15 protein-coding genes are annotated in these 16,658 nt (G+C 67.3%); all 15 read left to right on the forward strand.

What is annotated here, in order from left to right; translation table 11 throughout:
- The first annotated feature begins 31 nt into the window (after nt 1-31).
- Complete coding sequence (gene tssE / locus FJ694_RS21435) at nt 32-544, forward strand: type VI secretion system baseplate subunit TssE (protein ID WP_232540154.1); 513 nt, start codon at nt 32-34, stop codon at nt 542-544.
- A 43-nt stretch (nt 545-587) separates the two neighbouring features.
- Nucleotides 588-860 (forward strand): hypothetical protein, encoded by a 273-nt coding sequence (locus FJ694_RS21440; protein ID WP_157269360.1) that lies wholly within the window; start codon nt 588-590, stop codon nt 858-860.
- Nucleotides 861-892: 32 nt separating this feature from the next.
- Entirely contained in the window at nt 893-2,767 is a 1,875-nt protein-coding gene (tssF, locus tag FJ694_RS21445) for a type VI secretion system baseplate subunit TssF (RefSeq protein WP_157269361.1), read from the forward strand.
- Between the two features lie 49 nt (nt 2,768-2,816).
- Nucleotides 2,817-3,914 carry a type VI secretion system baseplate subunit TssG gene (tssG, locus tag FJ694_RS21450; protein ID WP_157269362.1) on the forward strand — a complete coding sequence of 366 codons (1,098 nt, stop codon included), beginning with the start codon at nt 2,817-2,819 and terminating at the stop codon, nt 3,912-3,914.
- Complete coding sequence (gene tssH / locus FJ694_RS21455; protein WP_157269363.1) at nt 3,911-6,559, forward strand: type VI secretion system ATPase TssH; 2,649 nt, start codon at nt 3,911-3,913, stop codon at nt 6,557-6,559. Before tssG ends, tssH begins: the two co-directional genes overlap by 4 nt.
- Before the next feature lie 57 nt (nt 6,560-6,616).
- Complete coding sequence (locus FJ694_RS21460) at nt 6,617-8,170, forward strand: hypothetical protein (RefSeq protein WP_157269364.1); 1,554 nt, start codon at nt 6,617-6,619, stop codon at nt 8,168-8,170.
- A gap of 247 nt (nt 8,171-8,417) precedes the next feature.
- Entirely contained in the window at nt 8,418-10,685 is a 2,268-nt protein-coding gene (locus FJ694_RS21465) for a type VI secretion system Vgr family protein (RefSeq protein ID WP_232540155.1), read from the forward strand.
- A gap of 21 nt (nt 10,686-10,706) precedes the next feature.
- Nucleotides 10,707-11,150 (forward strand): DUF6484 domain-containing protein, encoded by a 444-nt coding sequence (locus FJ694_RS21470; RefSeq protein WP_157269366.1) that lies wholly within the window; start codon nt 10,707-10,709, stop codon nt 11,148-11,150.
- 14 nt (nt 11,151-11,164) lie between these two features.
- Nucleotides 11,165-11,644, forward strand: coding sequence for a hypothetical protein (locus tag FJ694_RS21475; protein WP_157269367.1), 480 nt, complete (start codon nt 11,165-11,167; stop codon nt 11,642-11,644).
- Nucleotides 11,641-12,096, forward strand: coding sequence for a hypothetical protein (locus FJ694_RS21480; protein WP_157269368.1), 456 nt, complete (start codon nt 11,641-11,643; stop codon nt 12,094-12,096). Before FJ694_RS21475 ends, FJ694_RS21480 begins: the two co-directional genes overlap by 4 nt.
- Before the next feature lie 13 nt (nt 12,097-12,109).
- Nucleotides 12,110-13,219, forward strand: a complete 1,110-nt coding sequence (locus FJ694_RS21485; RefSeq protein ID WP_157269369.1) for a DUF2169 family type VI secretion system accessory protein — start codon at nt 12,110-12,112, stop codon at nt 13,217-13,219.
- Nucleotides 13,216-14,241 (forward strand): hypothetical protein, encoded by a 1,026-nt coding sequence (locus FJ694_RS21490; protein ID WP_157269370.1) that lies wholly within the window; start codon nt 13,216-13,218, stop codon nt 14,239-14,241. Before FJ694_RS21485 ends, FJ694_RS21490 begins: the two co-directional genes overlap by 4 nt.
- A gap of 2 nt (nt 14,242-14,243) precedes the next feature.
- Nucleotides 14,244-15,176, forward strand: a complete 933-nt coding sequence (locus tag FJ694_RS37800) for a DUF4150 domain-containing protein (RefSeq protein WP_310735059.1) — start codon at nt 14,244-14,246, stop codon at nt 15,174-15,176.
- Nucleotides 15,177-15,259: 83 nt separating this feature from the next.
- Nucleotides 15,260-15,742, forward strand: coding sequence for an SMI1/KNR4 family protein (locus FJ694_RS21500; protein ID WP_157269371.1), 483 nt, complete (start codon nt 15,260-15,262; stop codon nt 15,740-15,742).
- Between the two features lie 20 nt (nt 15,743-15,762).
- Entirely contained in the window at nt 15,763-16,650 is an 888-nt protein-coding gene (locus tag FJ694_RS21505) for a type VI immunity family protein (protein WP_157269372.1), read from the forward strand.
- Nucleotides 16,651-16,658: the final 8 nt, after the last annotated feature.

Below are 16,658 nucleotides of genomic sequence, written 5' to 3' on the forward strand. Positions count from 1 at the left end.
CCGCAGATTCCGCGGACGACGCGGCATGGGCATGAACCCGCGCGACCGGCTGCAGCCCGCGCTGCTGGACCGCCTGGTCGATGACGATCGCGAGCACTGCACCGAGCCCTTGGAGCGGCGCGTGCTCAGCCGCGCGCAATTGCGCCAAGCCGTGCTGCGCGACCTGGGCTGGCTGCTCAACGCGGTGCAGCCGCTGGACCGCGCGGGACAGGCCCAGGCGGGATTGGCCGACAGCGTGCTGAGCTTCGGGCTGCCGCCGTTGTCGGGGCAACTGGTTTCTCGCATCGACGTGGCACAACTGGAGCGCGCCATCGCCCAGGCCATCCAGCGCTTCGAGCCGCGCATCCTGCGCGACACGCTGCAGGTGCGTGCGCTGGAGGCCACCAGCGTGCTGGACACGCACAACGTCATCGAATTCGAGATCCGCGGCCACCTGTGGTCGCAGCCCGTGCCGCTGGAGATCCTGCTGCGCACGCAGATCGACCTGGAGGCGGGGCAGGTGGAGGTGCGGGACGTCGGTGCAGCGGCGTCGACAAGGGTGTAGCTCGCCAGGCAGGCCACCACAAGGCCGACGAAGGAGATCCGACATGCCGATGAAGCCGGTCGTCCAGCTCCGTCCCGGAGACCAGATCCGCGCCCGCTTTCTGTTGGACAAGGCGCGGGTGGCGCACTGGAAGTACGGTGCGGAAGCGCCCCCTCATTTCTCGATCGTGGCCGCGGGCGCGGTGCTCAGGATCTTTGAGGTACACGCCGTCATGCCCTACTGGGTCAAGGCCTGGTTGCCGCATACGCACGAAACGGCTTGGCTGAAGATCGCAGGCGAGGAACTGGCAATGAACTTCGATTTTGTTGCGGCGTAGCCGGTGCAATCCCCACATCAGGAAGGCCGGCCATGGACCCTCGCCTGCTGCGCCTCTACAGCGACGAACTCGCGCACCTGCGCGAGGTGGGGGCCGAGTTCGCGCACGAGTTCCCCAAGATCGCGGCGCGGCTGGGGATGGACGGCACCGAGGTGGCCGATCCCTACGTTGAGCGGCTGCTGGAGGGCTTCGCCTTCCTGGCCGCACGCGTGCAGCTCAAGCTGGAGAGCGAGCAGCCGCGCGTGATCGCGCAGTTGCTGGAGGCGCTGTATCCCAACTTCCTGGCGCCGCTTCCGTCGATGATGGTGGTGCGCCTGCAGGTCGATGCCACCGACCCGAACCTGCTCAAGGGCTTCACCGTGCCGCGCGGTGCGGCGTTGAGCTCGCAACACCGGCGCGGGCAGGACACGCACTGCGAGTTCCGTACCGCGCATGCCGTGACGCTGTGGCCCATCGAGCTGCGCGAGGCCCGCTACGCGCAGCTGGCGCCGGAGCTGCTGGGTGCCAACCTGCCGGCGGCTCAGGCCTGCCAGGGCGGGCTGCGGCTGCGGTTGCGCACCGGCGGCGGCGTGCCCTGGCGCCACTTGGGGCTGGACCGGCTGGTGCTTTACCTCAGCGCCCCCGGCGACGTGGGCTTCAGGCTGCACGAGCTGCTGCACGGGGCGGCGCTGGGGAGCTGGGTGCGCACGGGAGCGGGCGACGACGCGGCGCCGGCTCTTCAGTGGCGTGACGCCGCCTCGCTGCGGCCGGTGGGTTTTGCCGCCGAAGAGGCACTGCTGCCCGAGACGCTGCGCCATTTTTCCGGCCATCGCCTGCTGCAGGAAGTGGCGGCGCTGCCGCAGCGGCTGCTGTTCGTGGAGATCGGCGACCTGGCGCCGCGGCTGGCCCGCGTGGCGGGGGATGAGATCGAGATCCTGATCCCCTTCGCCCGCGCCGACGACGCGCTGGAGGCGCGGGTGGACATGCACAGCCTGGCGCTGTTCTGCACGCCGGCGGTGAATCTGTTCCGCAAGCGGCTGGACCGCATCCGGCTCGGTCCCGGGGCCTGGGAGTATCACGTGGTGCCCGACCGCACGCGGCCGATGGACTTTGAGGTGCATGCGCTGGAGTCGGTGCGTGGCTTTGGCAGCGGGGCCGTGGCGCAGCAGGATTTCCTGCCGCTGTACGCGAGCCACCATGGCGAGGCGGGCGCGGCGCACGGCTACTACACCGTGCGTCGCGAGCCGCGGCTGCTGTCGCCGCCGCAGCAGCGCCAAGGCACGCGCAGCGCCTATGTCGGTGAGGAAGTGTTCCTGTCGCTGGTGGACCCGCGTCATGCGCCGTACCGGGAGGACATCCGCCAGCTTTCGGTGTCGGCCTGGGTCACCAACCGTGACCTGCCGCTGCTGCTGCCCAATGAGCCCACGGCCTGGACGCTGGACGCGCCCGGCCCGGTCAAGGCCGTGGCGGCGCTGCAGCGGCCGACGCGGCCGGTGTCGCGCCGCCCTGTGGGCGAGCTGGGCTGGAGCCTGGTGAGCCTGCTGTCGCTGCCGCACCTGCCGCTGGTGGACGAGCCGCCCGCGCGTGCCGCCGCCACGCTGCGCCGGCTGCTGACGCTGTTCGGCCCGCCTGAGGATGGCGCCTGGGCGCGGCAGCTGCAGGGCCTGCAGTCGCTGCAGGCGCGCAACGCGGTGCGGCGGCTGCCCTTCAAGGGGCCACTGACCTTCGGCAGCGGCGTGGAGTTGACGCTGGAGCTCGACGAACTCGCGTTCCAGGGCGGCAGCGCCTTTGTGCTGGGCAGCGTGCTGGAGCGCTTTCTCGCCCGCCATGCCGAGATCAACACCTTCACCCAACTCACGCTGCGCAGCGCCCAGCGCGGGGAATTGATGCGCTGGCCGCCGCGGGTGGCGACGCAGGCCACGGCATGAGCCGCCGGACCGTCATGGACCGGGCCGCGCGCGGCGCGAGGGCGCGCCCATGAGCGCGGGCGCGGAGCCGGGCGTGGGCACCGAGGAGGCCGAAACGCGCCGGGCCACGCTGACGGGGCTGTTCGAGGCGGTGCGGCGCCAGCCCGAGGCCTACGACTTCTTCGCCCTGCTGCGCCAAGTGGAAGCGCTGGCCGGCGGGCCGCGACTGGGCCAGGCCGCGCGCCCGGCGCAGGAGCCGCTGCGCCTGGGCCAGGAGCCGGAACTGGACTTCGCGCCCGCGGCGCTGACGCGACTGGACATGACCGGGCGCGCCGTGCCGCGCCTGGGAGTGCGCTTCTTCGGGCTGCTCGGCCCGCAGGGCCCCATGCCGCTGCACTTCACCGATTTCGTGCGCGAGCGCCGCGTACAGCGCGACGATCCGACGCTGTTGCACTTTCTCGACATCTTCCATCACCGGCTGCTGCTGCTGTTCTACCGCGCCTGGGCGCAGGCGCAGCCCGCCGTGCAGCATGACCGCCCCGACGACGACCGCTTCGCCGCCTGGCTGGGCGCGCTGGCCGGCGTGGATGGCGCGGCGCGCGCGCAGGACGCCGTGCCGCGCGGCGCGCGGCTGTACCAGGCCGGCTGGCTGGCCGCGCGCGCCCGCAACGCCGAAGGGTTGGAGAAGCTGCTGGCGCAATACCTGGGCGTGCCGGCGCGCATCGAGCAGTTCGTGCCGCACTGGCTGTCGCTGCCGCGCGGCGAGCGCACGCGGCTGGGATACGCGCGCAACCGTCCCGAGCGCCTGGGCAGCGTGGCCGTGCGCCTGGGCCAGGACGCGAGCACGGGCAGCAAGGTGTGGGACCGCCAGTTCCGGTTCCGCATCGTGCTGGGCCCGCTGACGCTGGCGCAGTACCGTGGCTTCCTGCCCGGCGGCGCGGCCCGCGCGCCGCTGCGCGACTGGGTGCGCGAAGCCATCGGGCAGCACCTGCAATGGGAGCTGCAGCTGGTGCTGGCCCGCGACGAGATTCCCGAAGCCCGGCCGGCGCGGCGGGTGCAGCTGGGCTTCACCGCCTGGCTGGGCCGCAAGCCGCGGCGCGACCGCGGCGACCTGTGCCTGCACGACCACGCCCTCACCCCTTCATTCCGTTGTGGAGCCCCGCCATGACCGAGATCTCGCGCGCCGCGCTGTTCGGCAAGCTCGACCCGGTGGCCTACAAGGCCATCGAGGGCGCCACCGTGTTCTGCAAGCTGCGCGGCAATCCCTGCGTGGAGCTGCAGCACTGGCTGCAGCAGATCCTCAATGCCCCGGACTCGGACCTCCACCGCATCGCGCGCCACTACGGGCTCGACGCCTCGGCCCTGGCCGCCGACCTGACCGCGGCACTGGAGCGGCTGCCGTGCGGCGCCGCGGCGGTGGCGGACCTCTCCAGTTGGGTGGACAAGGCGATGGAGCGGGCATGGATGCACGCCTCGCTCGGCTTCAGCGCCGCGCAGGTGCGCAGCGGCCACCTGCTGGTGGCACTGTTGAAGTCACCCACGCTGCGTCCAGCGCTGCTGGCGATTTCGCGCCAGTTCGAGCGCGTGCGTGTCGATGAGCTGGTCCGCAACTTCGACGCCGTGCTCGCCGGCTCGCCCGAAGGCGGGGTGCGTGCCGCTGACGCCGGCGGGGGTGACGCCGCGCCGGGCGAGGCCAGCGGCGCGCTGGCCCCGGCTGCACTGGGCCGCCAGGAGGCTCTGCAGCGCTACGCGGTGAACCTCACCGAAAAGGCGCGCAGGGGCGAGCTGGACCCGGTGACGGGGCGCGACGCGGAAATCCGCCAGGTCATCGACATCCTGCTGCGGCGGCGCCAGAACAACCCGCTGCTCACCGGCGAGGCGGGCGTGGGCAAGACGGCGGTGGTGGAGGGCTTCGCCTTGCGCGTGGCCGCGGGCGACGTCCCGCCGGCACTGCAGGACGTGTCGGTGCGGGTGCTCGACGTGGGCCTGCTGCAGGCTGGCGCCAGCATGAAGGGCGAGTTCGAGCACCGGCTGCGCGGTGTCATCGACGAAGTGCAGGCCTCGCCGCAGCCTGTGATCCTGTTCATCGACGAGGCCCACACGCTGGTCGGCGCCGGCGGCGCCGCGGGGACGGGCGACGCGGCCAACCTGCTCAAGCCCGCGCTGGCGCGCGGAACGCTGCGCACCATCGCCGCCACCACCTGGGCCGAGTACAAGAAGTACATCGAGAAGGACCCGGCGCTGACGCGTCGCTTCCAGGTGGTGCAGGTGGGCGAGCCCGACGAGGCGCAGGCGGTGTGCATGCTGCGCGGCATCGCGGGCCTGCTGGAGAAGCACCATGGCGTGGCTCTGCTGGACGAGGCGGTGGAGGCCGCGGTGCGGCTGTCGCACCGCTACATCCCGGCGCGGCAGTTGCCCGACAAGGCCGTGAGCCTGCTCGACACCGCCTGCGCCCGCGTGGCCGTGAGCCAGCACGCCACGCCGCCGGCGATGCAGGCCGCGCAGCGCCGCCTGGAGGCCCTGCAGATGGAGCGCGACGCCCTGGCGCGCGAGCAGGCCATCGGGCTGGACGCGGCCGAGCGGCGGCGCACGGTGGAGGCTGCCATCGACGCCGAGCATGCCGCGCTGGCCACGCTGCAGCAGCGCCATGCCCAGGAGAAGGCGCTGGTGGAGCGGCTGCTGGTGCTGCGCGAGCAATTGCGCGGACAGCTCGACGCCGACGCGCGCGAGCCGCTGCTGGCCGAGCTGGAGCCGCTGCAGTCCTCGCTGCGGGCGCTGCAGGGCGAGGCGCCGCTGATCCTGCCCACCGTGGACGCGCAGGCGGTCGCGGGGGTGGTGCAGGACTGGACCGGCATTCCCGTGGGCCGCATGGTGCGCAACGAGCTGCAGGCGGTGCTGGCGCTGTCGCAGACGCTGCAGCGGCGCGTGCTGGGGCAGGAGCCTGCGCTGGACGCCATCGCGCGGCGCATCCAGACCTCGCGCGCGCGGCTTGACAACCCGGACAAGCCCATCGGCGTGTTCCTGCTGTGCGGTCCCTCGGGCGTGGGCAAGACCGAGACGGCGCTGGCGCTGGCCGAGGCGCTGTACGGCGGCGAGCACAACGTCATCACCATCAACATGAGCGAGTTCCAGGAGGCGCATACCGTCTCCACGCTCAAGGGCGCGCCGCCGGGCTACGTGGGCTACGGTGAAGGGGGCGTGCTCACCGAGGCAGTGCGGCGCCGGCCCTACAGCGTGGTGCTGCTCGACGAGGTGGAGAAGGCTCACCCGGACGTGCATGAACTGTTCTTCCAGGTCTTCGACAAGGGCTGGATGGAGGACGGCGAAGGTCGCCACATCAACTTCCGCAACGCCGTGATCCTGCTCACCAGCAACGTGGGCAGCGAGCTGATCCTGGAGCGCTGTGCCGACCCGGCGCGGTTGCCCGAGTCTGAAGCCCTTGCCCGCGCGCTGCGCGAGCCGTTGCTGCGGGTGTTTCCGGCGGCGCTGCTGGGGCGGCTGGTGGTGGTGCCCTACGTGCCGCTGGACGACGCGCGGCTCTCGGCCATCGTGCGGCTGCAGCTGGAGCGCATTGCGCAGCGCGTGCGCGAGGCGCACGGTGTGCCTTTCGAGTACGGCGAAGCGGTGGTGGAACTGATCGTCAGCCGCTGCCACGAGGTGGAAAGCGGTGGGCGGGTGGTCGATGCGCTGTTGACCCAGACCGTGCTGCCGGCGGTCAGCCGCGAGCTGCTGTCCCGGCTGTCCGAGGGGCGCTTGCTGCGGCGGGTCAAGCTCACAGCGAGCGAAGACGAGTTTGCCTACGACTTCGACTGACTTTCGACGGAATGACTGCCGCCGCCGTTTCAACTATCAGACATCAGGAGCCATTCCATGTCGCCATCTCGACGGGTTGCATGTGCGGTGTTCTGTGGCGTGCTGATGTCGGCGCACGACGCGATCGGCCAATTGCCGCCTGGGGTAAGCACGTCGGACGTTGCCGCGGCGCAGTTGCCGCGCCCAAGCGTCGTGCCGGGCGAACTGCCGCGTCCGTGTCCTCCGGACGCGGCTCGGCGCTATGGCGCACCAGTCGCAGACCTACGTTTCGCGTCCGAGGATGTGCGTGCCGCTCTGGAGCCTTTCGCACGTCTGACGTTGCTGGCCTGGGCACGCAAGAATTTCGGCTACAGGAACGACGCCTGCATGGAAATGGACTACATCGTCCGAAAGTTCCAGGCCGCCACCGGCAGCGACGTGACCGGCGCGTTGAGCGCTGCGGACGTGCAGCGGTTGGCCCATTCCCTCCAGGCCGGCCGGCAGGGCATCCGCCGCGAGGCGGCCGACATGCCTCGCGGTGCCGTGGACTTCATGCCCCGCGGAACCAGCGATTTGCGCCTGGGCTGCACGTCGCGCATGCACACGGCGGCGGCCCAGTTGCGCCAGACCGTCCTGGAACGCGTGATGGCGCTGCCGCCGTCAATGCGCCGTTCGGGCGTCACGGAGGCCGTGGAGCGGGACGTGAAGGCACAGCTGCTGGCCGTCGCTCCCCAGTGGGCCGACCTGTGGCAACGCCAGCCGCTGATGCAGGAGTGGGCTCGCCGCAACGATTGCAACAGCGACCTGCGCTTCATGGTCGAGCACTGGCAGATTGCACTCGGCTTGGCGCCCAATGCACTGGATACGCAGGCGATTCCACGCACCCTGGAGGTCGTCGAGCAGGCCGAGACGCAGGCGCGGCAGTACACCGGCGAACAGAACCGCCGCTTCGCCGCCGAGGCGGTCAGCAGCGGCGAGGCTGCGAAGGCACGGGTCTGGTCGCTGGACGAACTCTCCGGCCGCACGCAGCTGCGCAGCGTGTTGGCGCAAATGCCCGCAGCCTTTTGTGGTGCCCAGGGATCGGTCGTGACCTGCCGCAAGGTCGGCGCTTGCGATGCGGAGTCCGCCGAACTGCATACGGCTGAGGCCGCCGCACGCTGGACGCGGCTTGCGGCCAATCCGCTCGATCTTCGGGTGACGCCGGGTCGCGGGGAGGCCGGCATGCGGGTGCAGGCAGCCCAGGCGGCGCTGGCACGCTGCGAGGCGAAGAGCCCGTACAGCGCCGCTGCGCAATCGCGCATCCGATTTGCAGGGCTGGATGTGTCCTCCGTTCGGCTGCACTTCAATACCGCAGGGCTTACGACGGCGACTTTCGAGATCAATGGCGATGCCGAGCCCGCGCGTGCGCACTTGACGCGCATCTATGGCCGCCATGAGACTCAGCAAGAGGTCCGCACGCGTCCCCGCGTCGTGCTCCTGCCAGGCCCGGCGCCAGCTGACGGCAGCGGTCCGGCGCAGATGCAGCCAGACGTCATTCCTGAGAATTACTCGGTGACGCGCTACATCTGGAACGGGCCCAAGGTGCGAATTGAGGAATCCTCAGGCACCTTCGAGATGCGATTTTCCGAATAGCGGCTCCATGTCCAGGAGCAACAAGGACTTCGCCCTGCGCATCGTTGCGCATGCAACTTAACCACATCCTGGCCGCATGGTCATGGGCTCGTGTGCTGAGGTGGACCGGTGGCCCACCTTGGCACGGCTTGTGCGCCCGCCGGAACGCTGGCCGGCCATCGAAGCACAGGACTGCCCGCGTGCCCGGTGACTTTGGTCCCTTCTCCCGGCGCTGGGGCTTCCATAGCGTGGGCGCATGAACCAGGCCGTGTCCGCCAAAGTGCTCAGCCCCTGTCGGCTCCACACGCCGCTGGAGTCGGACCTGCTGCTGGCGGGATGCGTGGCACGCGAGGGCCTGAGCCGTCTGGGCGAGACCGAGCTCACGCTGCGCAGCGAGACGAAAGACATCGATCCGGACACGCTGCTGGGCAAGCCCGTGGGCCTGGCGATCGACTTCGGTGCCGAGGCTGCGCCGCGCCACGTGCACGGCATCGTCACTCGCTTTGCGCACGGCGGCTTCGAGGGCCGACACTTCGTCTACCGCATGACGCTGCGGCCGTGGCTGTGGCTGCTCACGCGTACCCGCGACTGCCGCGTGTTCCAGGATCTGAGCGTGCCCGACATCGTCAAGACGGTGTTCCAGGACCACCCGATGGCGAACTTCGAATTCAGGTTGTTCCGCAGCTACCGGGTGTGGGGCTACTGCGTGCAGTACCGCGAGAGCGACTTCAACTTCGTGGCGCGGCTGCTGGAGCACGAAGGCATCTACTGGTGGTTCGAGCATGCCGAGGCAGCACACAAGCTTGTGCTGTGCGACGCCGCCAGCGCGCATGACGCGGCCCCGGGCTGCGAGGTGCTGCCCTTCATCGCCAGCGCGGCGCAGGCGCCGCCGGGACGGGAGTACGTGGGCGAGTGGCGGTCCTCGCGTGGCATCAAGCCGGGCAAGGTCGTCATCACCGACTACGACTTCAAGCGCCCCTCGGCCTCGCTGCTTACCGACCAGGCGCGCGCGCGCAGCTATGACCTGTGCGACGCCGAGGTGTTCGACTATCCCGGCGGTTACCGCCAGAGCGGCGACGGGGCCCAGTACGTGGAAGACCGGCTCGACGAGATCCAGAGTGGCTTCGAGGTCTTCAGCGCTGCCACCAACGCCCAGGGCGTGCGCGCGGGCTGCCTGCTGGCACTGGAGCGCCATGCGCGCGAGGACCAGAACGCGCAATACCTGGTGACGGCCACCACGCTGGAAGTGGAGTTGCCTGCGCATGAGGCCGCGGGCGGCCAGGCGCGGCTGGACTGTCGCTTCGAAGCCATTCCCGCCGCGCAGCAGTTCCGCCCGCCGCGGCGCAGCGTGAAACCCTGCGTGCCCGGGCCGCAAACGGCCGTGGTCACCGGGCCGGCCGGCGAGGAGATCTTCACCGACGAGTACGGCCGGGTGAAGGTGCAGTTCCACTGGGACCGGCGCGGGCAGCGCGACGAGAAGAGCTCGTGCTGGGTCAGCGTCGCGCAGCCCTGGGCCGGCGCCAACTTCGGCGGCGTGGCCATCCCGCGCATCGGCCAGGAGGTCATCGTCGGCTTCCTCGACGGCGATCCCGACCGCCCCATCGTCATCGGCCGCGCCTACAACGGCCAGAACATGCCGCCCTGGGAATTGCCGGCCAGCGCCACGCAAAGCGGCATCCTTACCCGCTCCAGCAAGGGTGGGGCGTACGCCAACGCCAACGCCCTGCGCTTCGAGGACAAGAAGGGCGCGGAGCAGCTGTGGCTGCACGCGGAGAAGAACCAGGACGTCGAGGTCGAGAACGACGAGACGCACTGGGTCGGCCACGACCGCGCCAAGACCGTCGACCACGACGAGACCACCCACGTCAAGCACGACCGTACCGAGACGGTGGACCACAACGAGACCATCACCATCGGCGTGGACCGCACCGAGAAGGTCGGCAGCAACGAAGCCATCAGCATTGGCAACAATCGAAGCGAGAATGTGGTTGCCAATGAAACCATTTCCATCGGCGGCAACCGCAGCATCACCGTCAGCGGCAGCGAGACGGCCGCGGTGGCGATGCAGCGCACGCACGCGGTGGGCATCAACGAGACCATCACCGTGGGCGCGGCGCAGGAGATCGCCGTCGGCGCCGCGCAGGTGGTCGCGGTGGGCGCGGTGCAGACGATCACGGTGGGGGCCAACCAGTCCACCAGCGTGGGCGCGAACCAGAGCACGCAGGTGTCGGCCAACCAGAGCACCAGCGTGGGCGCCAATCGCAGCGTGAACGTCACGGGAGCGCAGAGCACCAGCGTGGGCAAGGGCCGCAACACCTCGGTGGCCGAGGGCGACACGCTCAAGGTGGGCAAGAGCCTGGTGATCGACGCGGGCGATGCCGTGACCATCACCACCGGCAGCGCCAGCCTGAGCATGAAGAAGGACGGCACCATCGTGCTCAAGGGCAAGGACATCACGATCGAGGGCTCGGGAAAGATCAACGTCAAGGCCTCGGGCGACGTGATCGTCAAGGGCTCCAAGATCCTGCAGAACTGAAGCGGACATGGGGGGTGAACCATGGGCAGCCGGGAAAGCTTCGAAACCTGGGCATTGCCGGCGGTGCACCTCGGCGAGTTGATCGCGCTGGTCGACGAGGGCGCGACGGCGCTGGTGATCGACCCGCTGCACCCCGAGGCGCCGGCGCGGCGGGCGCGCACGGTGGTGGACCTGCAGGCCGTGCACATCGGTCGCAGCGTGGTGCTGGCGTTCGAGGGCGGTGACCCCGCTCGTCCCATCGTGATGGGCGTACTGCGCGGCGGTCCGGAACTGCCCGCGCCGCTGAAGGTCGAGGGCGACGGGCAACGCATGCTCGTCAGTGCCCAAGGGCAGCTCGTGCTGCGCTGCGGCAAGGCCAGCATCACGCTCACGCGCGCCGGCAAGGTGCTGATTGAAGGCACCTACCTGCTGACTCGCTCCACCGGCGTCAACCGCATCCAGGGCGGTTCGGTGCAGCTCAACTGAGGAGGAGGACGCCCATGGCCACCGCGCAGCAAGCCAGCGAGTTCCGGAACAGCGTGATTAAGCCTACGTTGCTGAAGATCGGGCTGTGGACTCCAGCGGCCGAGGAACTGCTGTTGGGTACCGCCCTCAAGGAAAGCGGCCTGCAGTTCCGCCGGCAAATCGGTGGCGGTCCGGCGCGCGGCCTGTTCCAGATGGAGCCAGCCACGCACGACGACATCTGGAAGAACTTCCTGAAATACCGTGCCAAGCTGGCGGACCAGATCCTGGGGCTGCGCGCTTCGCCCGGCGCTGACGCCATCCAGGAGCTGACCGACAACGACGTTTATGCCGCGGGCATGGCCCGGGTGCACTACCTGCGTGCACCCGCGGCGCTGCCGGCGGCTGGCAACGTGCAGGCCATGGCGGCGTACTGGAAGCAGCACTACAACACCGTCCTCGGGGCCGGCACGGTGCAGGGCTACGTGGACGCGTGGAACGCGGTTTTTGGGGCATGAGCAAGCGCGGGACGTGGAGCGGCCTGCTTGGCCTGGCCGCCCTGGCCCTGCCGCCGGTGGTGGCTGCCCATGGCGACAGCGGCGAAGGGGCTGCCGTGGCGACGCTGGCGCGCGCGGCCATCGTGGCCGTGGAGCCGGCGGCCGGCCTCACGCGCGAGGCCTTCGGCGAGCGCTGGGGCCAGTTCGAGATCCAGGTGCGCCGGCAGGATTTCCCGGTGCCGGCGCCGCACTGCCGGCGCCACGTGATCCTGCGCGTGCCCGCCGTCGCGCCCGATGCGCCCGGACGCGAACAGCAGCTGGAGCAGCGCTGGACGCTGTACCGGCAGGCGCTGGCCGTGCAGGCCGGGCGCGAGGCGGCGCTGCAGGTGCCGCTGGACCTGTCGCTCTACACCGAGCGCTCGGACGGGAAGGTGGCGCTGCGCTACTGCAACGCCTACGCCCGGCTGCGCTGAAGCCGCCGCGACGATGGAACTGGTCAACGCCACCCGCATGGTCGCCGGCTACACCATGGGCCTGGAGCCCAGCGGGCGCGAACTGCTCGTCGTCGTGATCAAGGGCACCTTCGTGCTGCCCAGGCCGGGCGAGGCGGTGCACTTGCACGAGGAACAGCAGCCGCTGGTGATGGCCGACACCTTCAGCGGGGAGCCAGGCTTCAGCGCGCCGGTGCACGAGGTGGACTTTGCGCCGCGCAAGCCCGCCTGCGACGTGCTGCTGCTGGGCAGCGCCCACGCGCCCGCGGGCCGCGCCGTCACGCGCTTGTCCGTGGGCCTGCGCGTGGGGACGATGCACAAGCAGTTCGAGGTGGTGGGCGACCGCGTGTGGGAAGCTGGCGTGTCGGGCATCCGCCCTTCGGCGCCGCGGCCCTTCGTGCGCATGCCCATTTCCTACGACGTCGCCTTCGGCGGTGCCGACCGCGAGCCCGAGGATCCGGCCGAGCACGATGCCTACGGGCCCAACCCGGTGGGCCGCGGCTGGCGCAAGCACCTCAAGAGCGCCTGGGTGGACGGCCGGCCCCTGCCCAACACCGAGGCGGCGGGCGAGCCGGTGAGCTGGCCGGCGGGGCGCTATCGGCCCATGGCCTTCGGGCCGCTGGGGCGGGGCTGGCCGGCGCGCCTGCAATACGCCGGAACCTATGGTGAACAATGGCTGGCCGAGGATTTTCCGTTCCTCCCGAAGAATTTTGACGCTCGCTATTTCCAGGCAGCTCCGCTGGATCAGCAGATACCGCATCCGAACCGACTGCTGGAAGTGGTTCTGGCTCATTTGACAGCGGATGGAATGCGCCATTTCCTGCTGCCGTATTACGAGGCGCCTGTATACGTCTACCCCAAGAGGGGTGAACGGGAAAATCACGCCGTGGTGCTGGACACCATTGTTTTCGAACCGGATGCTGAACGTTTTTCCATGACGTGGAGGATGGTCAGACCGATTCGCAAGAGCATTTTCGAATTGGCGGAGGTCCATGTGGGCAGAATGATGCGCCCCTCCGTTCTGGCGCGGCAAAAAGGATCGGCGCCAATGCCCATCAAGATCCTGCCGTCGGACGCCGAAGAAGCAGCTGACGAAGCGAAATGAGCTCGCTTTCCTTGCGTGTTTGCCTGTATGGGAAAGGTTTGGTGACTGCCGTGGGCCTCAGTGCAGTATCCAGCTGCGCTGCGCTAAGGGCCAAGATCAGCAATCCAAATCGTACTGTTTGTGTTGATTCACAAGGCGAGTGGATCATGGGCCACGAAGTTCCCATGCCGAGTGCGCCAACAGGTATGGGGAAATTGGCCGACATGGCCACCTTGGCCCTGTCGGAAGCCTTGCAGGACGTGCTGCCAATGCGCGCCTGCCCGTGGCCACTGCTGTTGTGCCTGCCAAGACCGCGGACCGGATTTGATGCGGATGCGGAAAAAACCTTGGTGGCTCACGTCGAGAGCGGGATCGGCATGAAATTTACGACTGGCATGGTTGCCGTATGCCACGGACGCACCGGCGTCGCAGTTGCTTTGCGCCATGCCCGGCAGATGCTTGAGCATATGTCGGTCGATCGCGTCGTCATTTTGGCGGTGGACAGTCTGTTGGATGCAAGAATTCTTGAGCACTATCTGGAGTCGGATCGACTGCTCACTTCCGTAAATTCGAATGGTTTCATGCCGGGAGAGGCTGCGGCGGCCCTCGTGGTTGGTCGTCCGGAGGATCGGAAACGGCTTGAAGTGTTGGGTGTTGGGTTTGGAATGGAAGAGGCGCATATCGACTCCGAACGACCGCTGCGCGCTGACGGCATGTTGCAGGCCATTCAAAATGCCGTCAGAGATGCAGCCTGCGAAGTGCATGACGTTGATTTTAGGGTTACCGACCTCGCCGGCGAACACTATTATTTCAAGGAGGCTGCGTTGGCATTGCAGCGTGGCCTGCGCCGCCGCAAGGAAGAATTTGAAACCTGGCATGCAGCCGAATGCATCGGAGAAACTGGCGCCGTTGCCGGCATGGCGGGATTGTGCTGGATCGATGAAGCCTGCCGCAAAGGATATGCGCCGGGCACGCGGGTCTTGCTGCATTTGTCTGATGATGCCGGACAGCGTGCGGCACTGATCCTGAATTACGGGCGGTAGCAATGGCCAACCAAGTCTATGCCAACTCCATGGAGATCTCGTGCAAGGCTGGTGCCGGCAAATCCATATGTGCATTTCCGGATGTGTGCTTCACCCCGCCGCAAACACCGGCAACACCGCCAGGCGTTCCCGTTCCCTATCCGAACACCGGGTTCTCGTCCGACTGCAGCGACGGCTCCACGACGGTCAAGATTGCCGGCCAAGAGGTGATGCTCAAGGACAAGTCCTATTTCAAGCGCAGTACGGGTGACGAGGCCGGTTGTGCGCCCAAGAAGAATGTCATCACCAGCAAGATCACGGGGAAAGTGTATTTCAACGCCTGGTCCATGGACGTCAAGTTCGAAGGCGAGAACGTGGTGCGCCATCTGGACCTGACCACGCACAACCATGCGTCCAAGCCGGGTGCCACACCGCCCGTTCCAGAGCAGGAGGAAATGGCCGCCGGGCTTCCAAAAATGCCCCTGGACTGCGAGAACAAGACCCGCAGCAATGATGAGCCTTGGTCGAAATGTGATTATCAACAATATTGCAGCAAGATTGCAAAGATAAACCGCCAAGCACGGAACAAGAACAACAAGCTTAATAAAGCTTATAAAAATAAGAGGAGTGCAAAGAAGTTGAAGCGACAGAAGAGAAATGCCCAGCGGCGGCATCGTGTCAGATGCGAGCGTGAATTCAATAATGGGACCAAATCCCAGCAGCAGATCAAGCGCCAGTTTGCGCACCCCTGTGCTTACCGGGAGTGGAAGAAGAAAGGAAGCCTTGATGATTTTCAGCCTGATCATACCCGCGAGGTCCAGCTGGGTGGGCATCCGAGCAGTCCGAGCAATTTCAAGTGGATGACGAGTCATGTCAACGCATCCCTCGGCGCAACGCTCCAGAGTTACGACCCCGAGAAGTACTGCGGCGTCAAGGCCACTTGCTGCCCCGCTTGAGAATGCGTTTTGCGACAAATTGGCATTGCTGTTTTGAGCGTGAGGTATCCATGTGCGCTGCTGTCGTCAATATGGAAGTTTTGGTGAAGGAACTGTACGCGTGTAATGCGGTTTATGCTGAAATTACGGGTGAGCCCATCCACCAGCAATTGGGAAGACCTGCGGACCCTTCCGGGATTGAAGCGGTGGAGCAACATGTTGGAGTCGCCATGCCTGAAGACTTCAAAACCTTTTTGCTGCTGCACGATGGCTGGAAGTTTTTTGATGAAGAGCTTTCTATCCTCTCGCTGGACGAAATGATCCGCGGGACGGTGTATGAATGGATTGGCGCGTTGAAGAGCGAATGGGGTCCTGGGGACAGGGCATTGGAAATGGGATGGGTGTTCGTGGCGGCTCACGGACAAAACACGGTCACGTTTTTCGATCTGAGCAAGAAACGTCGCGATGGTGGCCTGGATGTCGTCGAGTGGGATGAGGGCGAGGTCGTGCAGCGCTACAAGAGCTTTACGGCATACTTGAAAGAAACATTGATCGTGGTGAAGGAACTCATCGAGGAAAACCGATAAATTGCGGACGGAAGTAGGCCATGCAATACCGCATTGGGGATGAGTGGGTCTGTGGCATCGCTCTGGATCTGACACTGTATCTCGATGGGCGTCCCACGCAGGACGTTGCTCGTCGAGCGCTGGATGCTTATCTTGCCGTTTGCCCCAGGGACCGGGCTTGTCAGGTCATGCTGGGAGATGTGGGTTTGTGGGACGAATACGAAGGCAAGCCCGCGCCTGAAGTTTTTGAGAATTATGTTTCACGCTTCGGCACGCCGGGTCACTGGGTATTGAAGGTATGGGATGGCCGGGAGGATGAATGCTCCTGGAGTTTCACCCTGCACGGCCTGCGCCGCGTGGACGACCGGTCGGCGGCTTCGTTCTGTGAAATACTGCTGCCGCCGGATGCGGCGCCTGAAATTTTGCATGGGCTTGCGCGGTCATTGATAGAGGTGTTTCCAAATCTATTGTCCGGACACGGTGGTTTTGCTGCGACATTCAATCCCTGGCACAAGGAAGAGGCTTTTGACCAGATCTTTGCCTGGTCCAAGCGTTATTGGGGCCTCGATGTCCAGGATCTCAATCGCACCTTGCCGGAGGTGCTTGGTGGACTCAAGGGCACGAATTGGCTCACGCTGATCGGGCCCAAGTGGTGGAACCGGTTGGAGCCGACGCCCCTGCCTGAATGTCCAGCACCGGGACCCTGCATCGCGGGCCGGTCGCCGTCAGGCGCACGACTTGTCATGACCGCTCCCGAACCCTCGCTGCTGGACCGGCATGGCAGCGAGTCGGCTGCACCGTACGCGGCCGTGGAAGCCTGGATTTCCAAGGTCCGCGTGCCCTTGCATGACGAGTTCGCTGGTTTGTTCGAAGCGCGTGCCGCCACTTGGCAGTGGTTGCACCGCTTCGACGCCGACTCGGCTTGGTAGCCTGACCG

The organism is Azohydromonas aeria (assembly GCF_009760915.1).
GTDB lineage: Bacteria > Pseudomonadota > Gammaproteobacteria > Burkholderiales > Burkholderiaceae_C > Azohydromonas > Azohydromonas aeria.